Annotated in this window: 10 protein-coding genes; 5 read left to right on the plus strand and 5 right to left on the minus strand. The window is 70.1% G+C overall.

Features of this window, described 5'->3' with window-relative positions:
- The first annotated feature begins 131 nt into the window (after window positions 1–131).
- Window positions 132–1127 (plus strand): DUF4190 domain-containing protein, encoded by a 996-nt coding sequence (locus ASE87_RS11460; protein WP_056228591.1) that lies wholly within the window; start codon window positions 132–134, stop codon window positions 1125–1127.
- Between the two features lie 97 nt (window positions 1128–1224).
- On the opposite strand, the gene ASE87_RS11465 is transcribed toward ASE87_RS11460, so the two are convergent.
- Window positions 1225–2418: a class I SAM-dependent methyltransferase gene (locus tag ASE87_RS11465; RefSeq protein ID WP_056228593.1), complete on the minus strand. Its 1194-nt coding sequence runs from the start codon at window positions 2416–2418 to the stop codon at window positions 1225–1227.
- A gap of 144 nt (window positions 2419–2562) precedes the next feature.
- On the opposite strand from ASE87_RS11465, the gene groES reads away from it, so the two are divergent.
- The 3 genes from groES (at window position 2563) to ASE87_RS11480 (ending at window position 5521) form a co-directional block, all read left to right on the plus strand.
- Window positions 2563–2859 (plus strand): co-chaperone GroES, encoded by a 297-nt coding sequence (groES, locus tag ASE87_RS11470; RefSeq protein ID WP_043595988.1) that lies wholly within the window; start codon window positions 2563–2565, stop codon window positions 2857–2859.
- A gap of 196 nt (window positions 2860–3055) precedes the next feature.
- A complete protein-coding gene (gene rarD, locus ASE87_RS11475) occupies window positions 3056–4036 on the plus strand; it encodes an EamA family transporter RarD (RefSeq protein WP_082060075.1) in 981 nt (326 codons plus the stop codon).
- A gap of 162 nt (window positions 4037–4198) precedes the next feature.
- The gene (locus ASE87_RS11480) at window positions 4199–5521 is read left to right on the plus strand and encodes an ABC transporter substrate-binding protein (RefSeq protein WP_043595989.1); all 1323 of its coding nucleotides are present in this window, start codon (window positions 4199–4201) and stop codon (window positions 5519–5521) included.
- A 333-nt stretch (window positions 5522–5854) separates the two neighbouring features.
- On the opposite strand, the gene ASE87_RS11485 is transcribed toward ASE87_RS11480, so the two are convergent.
- The 4 genes from ASE87_RS11485 to ASE87_RS11500 all read right to left on the minus strand — a co-directional run bounded on the left by ASE87_RS11485 (window position 5855) and on the right by ASE87_RS11500 (window position 10168).
- Complete coding sequence (locus ASE87_RS11485; RefSeq protein ID WP_043595993.1) at window positions 5855–6577, minus strand: ABC transporter ATP-binding protein; 723 nt, start codon at window positions 6575–6577, stop codon at window positions 5855–5857.
- A gap of 80 nt (window positions 6578–6657) precedes the next feature.
- Window positions 6658–7773 (minus strand): ABC transporter ATP-binding protein, encoded by a 1116-nt coding sequence (locus ASE87_RS11490; protein ID WP_137847596.1) that lies wholly within the window; start codon window positions 7771–7773, stop codon window positions 6658–6660.
- 43 nt (window positions 7774–7816) lie between these two features.
- The gene (locus ASE87_RS11495) at window positions 7817–8800 is read right to left on the minus strand and encodes a branched-chain amino acid ABC transporter permease (protein WP_043595990.1); all 984 of its coding nucleotides are present in this window, start codon (window positions 8798–8800) and stop codon (window positions 7817–7819) included.
- Between the two features lie 12 nt (window positions 8801–8812).
- Window positions 8813–10168, minus strand: coding sequence for a branched-chain amino acid ABC transporter permease (locus tag ASE87_RS11500; protein WP_056228596.1), 1356 nt, complete (start codon window positions 10166–10168; stop codon window positions 8813–8815).
- Between the two features lie 360 nt (window positions 10169–10528).
- Here ASE87_RS11500 and guaB point away from each other — a divergent pair, with 360 nt between their 5' ends.
- The gene (gene guaB, locus ASE87_RS11505) at window positions 10529–12031 is read left to right on the plus strand and encodes an IMP dehydrogenase (RefSeq protein ID WP_056228599.1); all 1503 of its coding nucleotides are present in this window, start codon (window positions 10529–10531) and stop codon (window positions 12029–12031) included.
- The last annotated feature ends 72 nt before the right edge of the window (window positions 12032–12103 follow it).

Below are 12103 nucleotides of genomic sequence, written 5' to 3' on the forward strand. Positions count from 1 at the left end.
ACGACCCTCGCTAGCATGACGGGGTCCGCACCGGACGGTGCGGGCCCTTTCGTGTCCCGGGACGCGACCGTCACAGGCGTGACCGGCCGCTCCGGCGGCACGACCGACGCACCGCTCGCGAAAGGCAGCTGATGGCCACCGACGACACCACTCCCGAGACGCCGTCCTCGGCGCCGACCGCGCCCTCGGCTCCGACGCCGCCCGCGGCACCCACCGCGCCCCCCACGCGCCCGACCGAGGGTGGCGGCGCGGCCACCGCCTCGCCGCCGCTGCCGCCGACCGCCTTCCCGGGGGCCACGTCGCAGCCGCCCGCCTCGTCGCCGTACGCCGGGGTGCCCCCGACGGGTTCGGCGCCGTACGGTGCGCCCCAGGGGACTCCGGCTCCGCAGTCCCGCCCGGGGCAGGTCCCGCCGGGTGCGCCCCAGCCGCCCCGGCCCCCCTACGGCCAGCCGGGTGCGCAGCCGCCGGCAGGGTACGGGCAGCAGGGCTACGGCCAGCAGACGGGGTACGGCCAGCAGCCCCAGGGTCAACGACCGGGCTACGGCCAGCCGCAGGGTCAGCCGTCGAGCTACGGTCAGCCGCAGGGTCAGCCGTCGGGCTACGGTCAGCCGCAGGGCTACGGTCAGCAGCCCCAGGGCCCGCAGCCCTCCGGTCAGCCCGGTGCGCCGTACGGTCAGCAGTCCTACGGCCAACAGGGTCAGCCCGGTGCGCAGTACGGTCAGTCCGGCGCTCCGTACGGTCAGCAGTCCTACGGCCAGCAGTCCTACGGCCAGCAGGGTCAGCCCGGTGCGCAGTTCGGCCAGCAGCCCTACGGCTCGCCCTACCCGCCCTACGCCTCGGCGGGTGCCGCTCAGCCCCCTCGCCTGCTCAGCCTGCTCTCGATGATCGGCTCCATCGCCGGCGTCGTGCTCGCACCCTTCACCTTCGGACTCTCGATCGTGGCGTCCATCGCGGGCATCGTGCTCGGCCACCTGGGCATGTCGCGTGAGCGCCCCGCCCGCGGGTTCTGGCTCACCGGGCTGATCGTCGGCTACGCCGGCGTCGTCCTCATCGTGATCGGCTGGGTGGCCTTCGGCCTCTTCATCGCCGGGTTCTCGTCGAGTTCCGACTACTACGGCGGGTACTGACCGCGGCCGGACCGGACCGGGCCCCGAGCGGGCAGAAGACGTCGTTCCCGATCCGGCGAACGACGTCTTCTGCCCCTTCGTCGGACGGGGCGGGGCGTCAGGCCAGGCGCTCGCAGAGCAGGGCCGTGTGCCGCCCCGCGACGCGGGTCAGCACGAGGGTCGCCGTCCCGGTGCCCTGCAACGAGAGTCGCTTGCGGAACGTCGCCGGATCGACGTCGACCCCGCGCTTCTTGATCTCGAGGCGCCCGATGCCCCGGGCCCTCAGCTCGCGTTTGAGCGTCCGCTCGTCGAGCGGGAAGGTCTCGAGCACGCGGAAACCCTGCGCGAAGGGGGTGTCGACCCGCGCCTCCGTCGTCAGCCAGGCGATGTCGCGACTGATCATGCGGGCGTCGATCGACCGGGCCAGGTCGCCGATCAGGCGCGCCCGGATGACGGCGCCGTCGGGCTCGTAGAGGTACTCGCCGAGGTCGCCCGGGTCCACGTCGTCGGAGTCGGCGGCAGCCGTCAGCTCGGACGCCCCGGAGGCGCTGATCACCAGAGCCGATCGGCCCACCCCCGGCCGCGCGAGCGGACCGAACCACACGCCCACCTCGACCACGTCGCGGTCGACCGAGATCCACTGGCACTCGGCGTCGGTCGGCAGCAGCTCGCGGTCGACCCCGGGGCCGAGCTTGACGCCGGTGGGCAGGCGGTCGGCGAAGCCGAAGGCGACGTCGAGGCCGGGGGACCAGTCGGCCGGATCGGCGAGGCGCTTCGTGGCGCTGTGGCCGGACGTCCGTCGTGCCGGGTCGAGGAAGACGCCCTCGACGCCCCCGAGGTCGGTCGTCTCGGCGTCGCCCTGCTCGACGCGTGACGACGACCAGGGCGCGAGGTTGTACGACGCGACGGCCGCGGTGACCTCGTCGCGGTCGACGGCGAGCACGTCGAGGTCGAGCGCGGCGAACGCCAGGGCGTCGCCACCGATGCCGCAGCCGAGGTCGGCCACGCTGCCGACGCCCGCCGCGGCGTAGCGTCCGGCGTGGCGCGCGGCGACCGGGAGGCGCGTGGCCTGTTCGAGGCCCGCCTCGGTGAACAGCATGCGGCTCGCGAACTCGCCGAACTTGGCTGCGGCCCGGCCACGGAGCCGGGCCTGCGTGAGCACCGCCGACACGAGGGCGGGGGAGTGGCCCTGCTTGCGCAACGCGGCCACCGTGCCGACGACGTCGTCGCCGGAGGCGCCGCCCGTCGGCAGCGAGTCGAGCAGCCGCAGCCCCTCGGGCGAGAGGACTTCGAGCAGCTCGGAGGAATCCATGTCGTCCAGTGTGACGCACGCGGGCCGACGCGTTGGCACTCGGATTGACCGAGTGCCAGTCTCGTCCTACAGTTGTTCTGGCACTCGCCCCCGGCAAGTGCCAGCCCCCATGTTTTCGTAGCACCGAGAAAGAAGAGGTCACCCGTGTCGGTCAGCATCAAGCCGCTCGAAGATCGCATCGTCATTCGTCAGGTCGAAGCCGAGCAGACCACTGCTTCGGGTCTCGTGATCCCCGACACCGCCAAAGAGAAGCCCCAAGAGGGTGAAGTGGTGGCGGTCGGCCCGGGCCGCATCGACGACAACGGCAACCGCGTGCCGCTCGACGTCGCCACCGGCGACAAGGTCATCTACAGCAAGTACGGCGGAACCGAGGTGAAGTACGGCGGAGAAGACCTGCTCGTGCTCTCGGCTCGCGACGTCCTGGCGGTCATCGTCCGCTAGCACCTCGGCACGGCTCCGGCCGTGCTCCGCGACCCCGGTCGCCGTCCCGAAGGCCCCTGCTCCGGCAGGGGCCTTCGTCGTGTCCGCGGCGCGACCACCGGTGACCGTTCGTCCCCAGGCGTGATCGTCCGTCGATCGATCCACGGTGGCAGGAGTGGCCGTTCCGGCGGCGGGCGCAGCCACCTAGAGTCGCCTGGTGACCTCGACCCGCGCCTCCTCGTCCCCCTCCGCCCCGACCTCGGGGCTCGGCGTCGCCGGGGCCGGCGGGGCGGGCCTGGCCTACGCCCTGGGCGCCTACGGGCTCTGGGGCGTACTGCCGGTGTACTTCCTGTTGTTGGCCCCGGCCGGCCCGTTCGAGATCGTCGCGTGGCGGGTGCTGTTCTCGCTCGTCTTCTGCGCGGTGCTGCTCGTCGTGACGGGGGCGCTGCGATCGTTCCTGGCCCTGCTGCGGCAGCCCCGCGTGGTGGGCACCATGGGGTTGGCGGGGGCGTTCATCGTCGTCAACTGGACGGTCTTCATCTCGGCGACGCTCAGCGGGCACGTGGTCGAGGCGGCCCTGGGGTACTTCATCAACCCGATCGTGACGGTCCTGCTCGGCGTGGTGGTGCTGCGTGAACGTCTGCGCACGACCCAGTGGGTGGCCGTCGGGCTGAGCGCCGTCGCCGTCCTCGTGATCGCGATCGGGGCGGGCAGGCCCCCGTTCATCTCGCTCGTCCTCGCGTTCTCGTTCGGGCTCTACGGCCTGGTGAAGAAGCAGGTCGGTGGGCGGGTCGACGCGGTCGGCGGGCTCACGCTCGAGACGCTCTGGATCGCCCCCTTCGCGGCCGTCACCCTGATCGTGCTGCACGTGACGGGCCTCGGGGGCGGCGTCGTGCTCGGCACCGTGAGCGTCGGGCACACCCTCGCGACGATCGGCACGGGTGTCATCACGGCCGTGCCGCTGCTGCTCTTCGCCTCGGCGACGCGTCGGCTTCCCCTGACGACCGTGGGGCTGACGCAGTACGTCGCCCCCGTGCTGCAGTTCGTCGTGGGCGTCGTCGTGCTCGGCGAGCACATGTCGGCGGCGCGATGGGTCGGCTTCGCGATCGTCTGGGTCGCCTCGATCGTGCTCACCGTCGACATGGTGCGCGCGGGGCGGCGGTCACGTCGACCGCTCGCGGTGGCACCGACCGCCTAGAAACGACCATCCCTCGCAAAGTCACGAATGGCTAACGAAACGTCACTTTGACGTCGAGAACACACGCCAGAAACATTCGACCCCTAGTTTCGGACCAATCGCGGCAGGTTCGACCGCCACCGGTCGGGCTGCACTGCCGCTGTCCACGAAAGGGTTCCACGGATGATCCGATCCAGCACCGCCCTCCGAGCACTGGCTCTCGCCGGCGCAGCCTCCGTGCTGCTCGCTGCCTGTTCGACGGCATCTCCCTCTGACGACGCCTCGTCGTCGTCGTCGGCCAAGGCCGATCCCGCCGCCAAGTGCGAGGTCGGGACGCCCAGCACCGATCCCTTCGCGATCGGCACGATGCTGCCGCTGACCGGAACCCTGGCCTACCTCGGCCCGCCCGCCATCGCGGGGGCGAACCTGGCCATCAGCGACATCAACGCCGCCGGCGGCGTGCTCGACCAGCCCGCCGAGATCTCGACCAGCACCGACTCGGGCGACAGCAACGACATGACCGTGTCGAGCAACGCCGCGACGGAACTGATCGACGCGAAGGTGCCCGTCGTGCTCGGTGCCGAATCGTCGAGCGTCACGCTCAACGTGGTCGACCAGCTCACCAGCAACTGCATCATCGAGATCTCGCCGGCCAACACGGCGAGCTCGCTCAGCGGCTACTCGTCGTACTACTACCGGACCGCTCCGCCGGACTCGGTGCAGGGTTCGGCGCTCGGCCAGCAGATCACGGCCGACGGCAACGCCAACGTCGCGTTCCTCGTCTTCAACGACACCTACGGCACGGGTCTCCGCGACTCGACGCAGAAGTCGATCGAGAGCTCGGGCGGCACCGTCGTCTACGGCGGCACCGGCAAGGGCGAGGAGTTCCCCCCCGGTCAGACCACGTTCTCGTCCGAGGTGTCCGCGGCCATCGCCGCCGAGCCCGACGCGATCGTCATCCTCGCCTTCGACGAGACCAAGTCGATCGTCCCCGAGCTGAAGAGCCAGGGCTGGGACATGAGCAAGGTCTACATGTCCGACGGCAACACGGCCGACTACAGCGCCGACTTCGAGCCCGGCACCCTCGAGGGGGCCAAGGGCACGATCCCCGGTGCCGACGCCAGTGCCGACTTCAAGTCGAAGCTCGTGGCCGGATACCAGGCGAGCGAGGGCGGCGAACTGGCCGACTTCTCGTACGCGGCCGAGTCGTACGACGCCGTCATCCTGACCGCCCTCGCGGCGCAGGCGGGTGGCGGCACCGACGCCGGGACGATCCAGGCCAACATGGCCGCGGTCTCCGGGGCGAACGGCGGCACCGAGTGCACCACGTACGCGGACTGCAAGACCGCGCTCGACGCCGGTGACGACATCCACTACACCGGCCCCTCGGGCATCGGATCGTTCAACGACAACAACGACCCGTCGTCCGCCTCGATCGGCGTCTACACGTTCGACGCCGACAACAAGCCCGTCTACCAGACCGGCATCGAGGGCAAGGTCGAATAACGGCACCTCGCACCACCCGGGGCCCGGCACGAGTCATCGTGCCGGGCCCTTCGGCGTGCCGACGAGGCGCGGAGCCGCACCGCAGGAAGGTCGCGACGTCCGCGTCCTCGGGCACCGCGCCTCCTCGTCCCGGGCCCGCCGGCCGTGGGCCCGCGCTCCCCTCCGCACCGCGTCTCGTGCACCGCACCGCGTCGAGACCGGGTGCGCGGCACGACGCGCGGCGCGCAGCCCCGGCGCCCAGCCCTGGCGCCCAGCCCCGAGGCCCCCGGACGCACGCACGAGGCCCCGACCACGCCAGGGCGTGATCGGGGCCTCAGGGTGCCACCGGGGGCGTCAGGACGCGTCGACGTCCTTCGCCAGGGTGCCGAGGTAGAGCTCGATGACCTTGGGGTCGTCCGCCAGCTCGCGACCGGTGCCCGAGTAGGCGTTGCGCCCCTGGTCGAGGACGTAGCCGCGGTCGCAGATCTGCAGGCAGCGGCGGGCGTTCTGCTCGACCATGATCACCGAGACGCCGGCCTTGTTGATGCGGCGGGTGCGGATGAACGTCTCGTCCTGGCGCACGGGCGACAGGCCGGCGGACGGCTCGTCGAGCAGCAGCACCTTCGGGTCCATCATCAGGGCACGGGCCATGGCGACCGACTGGCGCTCTCCGCCCGAGAGCGATCCGGCGCGCTGGCCGCGACGGTCGGCGAGCACCGGGAAGAGGTCGTAGATGACCTCAAGGCGCTCGGCGAACTTCTTGGGCCGCAGGAACATGCCCATCTGCAGGTTCTCCTCGATGGTGAGCGAGGGGAACACGTTGTTGGTCTGCGGCACGAAGCCGACGCCCGCCTCGACCAGCTTGTTGGCCTTGAGGTTCGTGATGTCGGTGCCGCCGAGGGTGACCGATCCCGAGTGGATCTTGACCTGGCCGAAGAGCGCCTTGAGCAGCGTCGACTTGCCCGCGCCGTTCGGGCCGATGATGCCGATCAGCTCGCCGGGGTAGCAGACGAGGTCGCACCCGTTGAGGATGTTCACGCCCGGCAGGTAGCCGGCGACGAGGTCGGTCGCGTTCATGACCGGTTCGACGCCCGCGAACTTCTCGGTGCCCGGGTGCTTGGGGGCGGTGGTGGCGCCCGCGCCGTCCTGTGCCGTGCTCATCGCTTGTCTCCGCTCTGCCGTCCGTCGGACAGCTGGTCGTCGGCCGCGTTCGTGGCCTGCGGGGTCGAGGGGTCGGGGTGTCCGGGCAGGTCGCGTCCCGCGACGCCGCCGGTGGACGAGGAGGCGCTGGTCGCCTCGGCCGCGCGGGCCGCGTCCTCGCGCGCCACCTCTTCTTCGAGCTGTTCGAGCGTGGCGTCGTCGAGCAGCGAGTCGTCGCCCAGGTCGGTGTCGTGGTGCGCGCCCAGGTAGGCGTCGATGACGGCCTGGTCGTCCATGACCGTGTCGGCCGGGCCCTCGGCGACGATGCGCCCCTCGGCCATGACGATCACCCAGTCCGAGATGTGGCGGACCATGTGCATGTCGTGCTCGACGAAGAGGACCGTGGTGCCGTCGTCGCGCAGGCTCTGGATGTGCCCCAGGAGCGACTGCGTCAGCGCCGGGTTCACGCCGGCCATCGGCTCGTCGAGCATGATCATGGCCGGGTCGCTCATGAGGGCACGGGCCATCTCGAGCAGCTTGCGCTGGCCGCCCGAGAGGCTGCCGGCGAAGTCGTCCTTCTTCTCGAGCAGCTTGAACCGGGCGAGGAGGTCCTCGGCCTTGGCCTCGATCTCGCGCTCTCGCTTGCGCCAGAGCGGCGCGACGATCGCGACGAAGAAGTTCTCGCCGGGCTGGTCCTTCGCACCGAGCAGCATGTTCTGCATGACCGTGAGCCGCGAGAGCGCCTTGGTCAGCTGGAACGTCCGCACCATGCCCGATCGGGCGACCTTGGCGGCGCCCACGTTGCCCATGGCCTTGCCCTCGAACACCCACTTCGCGACGCCCGGACCGCCGCGCTTGAACGCCGTGGGGGCGGACGAGGCCTTGTCGAAGCCGGTCAGCAGGTTGAAGAAGGTCGTCTTGCCGGCGCCGTTGGGGCCGATCAGTGCCGTGATGGCACCGCGCTGCACCTCGACGTGGCCGACGTCGACGGCGGTCATGCCGCCGAAGCGTCGGACGACGTTGTCGACCGTGAGGATCGGGTCGGGCTTGGCCGACCCCGGGGTCCGCTCGACCGTGGTGAGCTTCGAGCGCAGAACGCTGCGGTCGTAGTCGTAGCCCTCGCGGCGGGGCAGCGTGCTGCCGCTCGGGGCCGGTCCGTTGGTGGTGCTCGAGGTGTCAGACACTGAACGCCAACTCCTTCTTCTTTCCGAGGATGCCCTGTGGCCTGAAGATGATCAGCAGCATCAGGGCGATGCCGACGAGGATGTACGAGAACTGCTCGGCCTGCTGGCCGTTCATGATGTTCGACGGGATGAAGTCGCCGGCGAGGGTCCGCACCAGGAGGCGGGTGACGAAGAACAGGATCGCTCCGAGCACCGGGCCGAACACGGTGGCCGCACCACCGAGCAGCAGGGCCGTCCAGATGAAGAAGGTCATCGACCGTCCCATGCTGTCCGGCTGCACCGAGCTCGGCAGGACGTAGATGATGCCGGCGAGCGACCCCATCAGCGCGCCGAGCACGAGGGCCTGCATCTTGTACGAGTAGACGTTCTTGCCGAGGCTCCGCACGGCGTCCTCGTCCTCGCGGATGCCCTTGAGCACGCGGCCCCACGGGCTGCGGCTGAGCAGGAAGACCAGCAGGCTGAGCAGGGCGACGATGCTCCAGCCGGCGATGCGGATCCACCAGCCGTTGACGCCGTTGTTCTCGTAGGTGAACCACAGGATCGTCGTCTGTCCGTCGGGCAGGGGCGACAGGGCGGTGAAGGCCTCGCGGTACGAAGCCCCGGGGATGCCGTTCGAGCCACCCGTCGTGGTCGTCAGGATGCTCGACCGTCCCACGTACCGGATGATCTCCGCCGAACAGATGGTGACGATGGCCAGGTAGTCACCCCTCAGTTTCAGCGTCGGCACGCCGAGGATGAGCGCGAAGACCAACGAGCAGAGCAGGGCGATGATGACGGCGAGCCCCAGGGGCAGGCCGTTGCTGATCGAGATGGCGAAACCGTAGGCACCGAGCAGCAGGAACGCCGCCTGGCCCATGTTGATCAGGCCGGTGAAGCCGAAGTGGATGTTCAGGCCGATGGCGGCGATGGCGAAGGCGGCCGTCGTGGGCGCGAGGGCCTCGGCGCTCAGCGCCCGCAGGAGTTCGATGAAGTACATGGTCGTGTCCCCTTAGCCCACTCGTTCTTTTCGCCCGAAGATGCCCTGTGGTCTGAACACGAGGATCAGGATCAGGATCAGCAGCGCCGTCGCGTACTTGAAGTCGCCGGGCAGCCAGATGTTGGTCAGCTCGACGATGATGCCGATGATCAGCGAACCGACCAGGGCCCCGAAGGCCGTGCCGAGGCCACCCAGGGTGACGGCGGCGAAGATCAGCAGCAGGATCTGCAGGCCGGTCATCCAGTTGACGCCGTTGAGCACGAGGCCGAGCATGACGCCCGAGAGGCCGGCCAGACCGGCCGCCAGCGTCCAGACCAGGCGGATGATGCGGTCGACGTCGATGCCCGAGGCCGCGGCGAGGGCCGGGTTGTCCGACACGGCGCGGGTGGCGCGGCCGGTGCGGGTCTTCAGCAGGAACAGTCCCGTCCCGACCAGCACGACCACCGAGATCGCCATCGCGACGTACGACTGGACGGTCAGGGTCACGCCGAGGAACTCGACGGTGGTCGGGTTGTCGCGGTCGATGCGCACGGTGCCGGCGCCGTAGAAGTACTGGAAGGCGTACTGCAGGGCGATCGAGAGGCCGATGGTCACGATCATCAGCTGCGTGAGGCTGAGCCGGCGCTTCCGCAGGGGTTTCCAGATCGCGAGGTCCTGCAGGTAGCCCGTCGCCGCACAGATCACCGTGCTGAGCACCGCGGCCAGGATCAGCGGCATCCCGATCGAGGTGAACGAGTAGGCCAGCAGGCCGCCGAGGGTCACCTGCTCGCCGTGCGAGAAGCTGCTGAGGCCCGTCGTGCCGTAGATCAGCGACAGGCCGATGGCCGCGAGGGCGAGCAGCAGGCCGAGCCGGATGCCCGAGGCGAACTGCTGCGCGAAGCGGTCCCAGTTGAAGCTCGACGCGGTCGCGGCGCCGCTCGTGGCGCCTTCCTCGGCGGTGAGGGCGAACAGGGCGCTCGCCGTGGCCCCGAGGTTCACGGTCACGGTGCGCTCGGCGTTGTCGGCGTTCACCAGGAACTGACCGTCGGGCAGGGTGTCCTGGTCGACCGTGACGGTGTAGCTGCCGGCCTCGGTCACCGCGATGCTCCATCGACCGGTGTCGTCGGTGGTCGCGGTCTGCTCGTCGCCGGTCGCGTTCGTCGCGATCACGTCGACGCCCGAGGCGGGCTCCCGCTCGCTGTCGTTGATCGTGCCCTGGATGCAGCCGGTCGTCGCGTCGGTGGTGCAGGCGGCGGCCGCGGCGTGGGCGGCCGTCGGGGCGAACGCCCCCATGAAGGTCGCCAGGAGTCCGAGCAGTACGGCGGAGGCCGTCACGATCAGGGACTGCCGCAGCCGTGGCCGCGACGCGATGGTCGTCGAGAGTCTCACAAAACCTCCTGGTGGGAAGCGCCCCGTCGAGATTCGGGCGGTCTCGTTCTGCTCCCGGGGCGTCGTCGTCGCTGACAGTAACTCCGCTGTGTGTCGAGCATGTTTCAGGTGCGAGACGGAGTGGAGTCGGTACAGAATCCCCCATGTCGAGCGAGAATCACGAATCTTCCGTGTGTCGGATCGGTAACGGTGCCGTTCCGTTGCGTCCTCGGGGGGCCGCCACGCGCCTCCTCGTCGTCCGCGAGGGACGCTCCCGACAGGAATGCAGGAGGCGCGGGCTGGGTTAATATCGACTACCGGGCTCGACGGCGAACCGGTGCCAACCCACCCACCCTCATCTCGCTCCTTCGAAGGGGACTCATGGACCAGCCGGACCCGTTCGGATTCATCGGACTCACCTACGACGACGTCATGCTGCTTCCGGGCCGCACCGACGTCATCCCGAGCGAGACCGACACCTCGTCGCAGCTCACCAAGCGCATCCGGGTCGCGGTGCCGCTGCTCTCGGCCGCGATGGACACCGTGACCGAGTCGCGCATGGCCATCGCCATGGCGCGCCAGGGTGGCATCGGCATCATCCACCGCAACCTCTCGATCGCCGACCAGGCCGCGCACGTCGACAAGGTCAAGCGCAGCGAGTCGGGCATGATCACCAACCCCGTCACGACGACGCCCGACGCCACGGTGGCCGAGGTCGACGCGCTCTGCGGGCAGTTCCGCGTCTCGGGCCTGCCGGTCGTCGAGGGCGACGGCACGCTGGTCGGCATCATCACCAACCGCGACATGCGCTTCGTGTCGCCGTTCGAGATGTCGACGACGCTCGTCCGCGACGTCATGACCACGGCCCCGCTGATCACCGCGCCCGAGGGTGTCGACCCCGACTCGGCGATCGCCATCTTCGCGCAGCACAAGATCGAGAAGCTGCCCCTGGTCGACGAGGCCGGGCACCTGCGCGGCCTCATCACCGTCAAGGACTTCGACAAGAGCGAGAAGTACCCCGACGCCACGAAGGACGACGAGGGTCGCCTGCGGGTCGGCGCCGCGATCGGCTTCTTCGGCGACGCGTGGGAGCGCGCCGGCGCCCTGCGTGACGCGGGGGTCGACGTCCTCGTGGTCGACACGGCCAACGGCGAGAGCTCGGGCGAGCTCGACATGATCCGTCGCATCAAGGCCGACCCGAGCTTCGCGCACATCGACGTGATCGGTGGTAACGTCGCCACGCGCAGCGGTGCCCAGGCCCTGATCGAGGCCGGTGCCGACGCCATCAAGGTCGGCGTGGGGCCGGGTTCCATCTGCACCACCCGCGTCGTCGCGGGCGTGGGCGTGCCGCAGGTCACGGCCGTCTACGAGGCCTCCCTCGCCGCACGCGAGGCCGGCGTCCCGGTCATCGCCGACGGTGGGCTGCAGTACTCGGGCGACATCGCCAAGGCCCTCGTGGCCGGCGCCGACACGGTCATGCTGGGCTCGTTGCTCGCCGGCTGCGACGAGAGCCCGGGCGACCTGGTCTTCGTGGGCGGCAAGCAGTTCAAGAACTACCGCGGCATGGGCTCGCTGGGTGCGATGCAGACCCGCGGCAAGAACACGTCCTATTCGAAGGACCGCTACTTCCAGGCGGACGTGCCGAGCGACGACAAGCTCATCCCCGAGGGCGTCGAGGGTCAGGTGCCCTACCGCGGCGCGCTCAACAACGTCGTGTACCAGCTCAGCGGCGGTCTGCGTCAGTCGATGTTCTACGTCGGCGGCCGCACCGTGGCCGAGCTCAAGGCCAAGGGCAAGTTCGTCCGGATCACCGCGGCTGGCCTGAAGGAGAGCCACCCGCACGACCTGCAGATGGTCGTCGAGGCCCCCAACTACCGCCGGTAGGTCGCAGCCGTTCTAGAAGCGGGCGAGTTCGTCGCACACGGTCGTCCCTGGACGACCCGTCACGACGAACTC

Origin of the sequence: Frigoribacterium sp. Leaf44, assembly GCF_001421865.1 — a bacterium.
GTDB lineage: Bacteria > Actinomycetota > Actinomycetes > Actinomycetales > Microbacteriaceae > Frigoribacterium.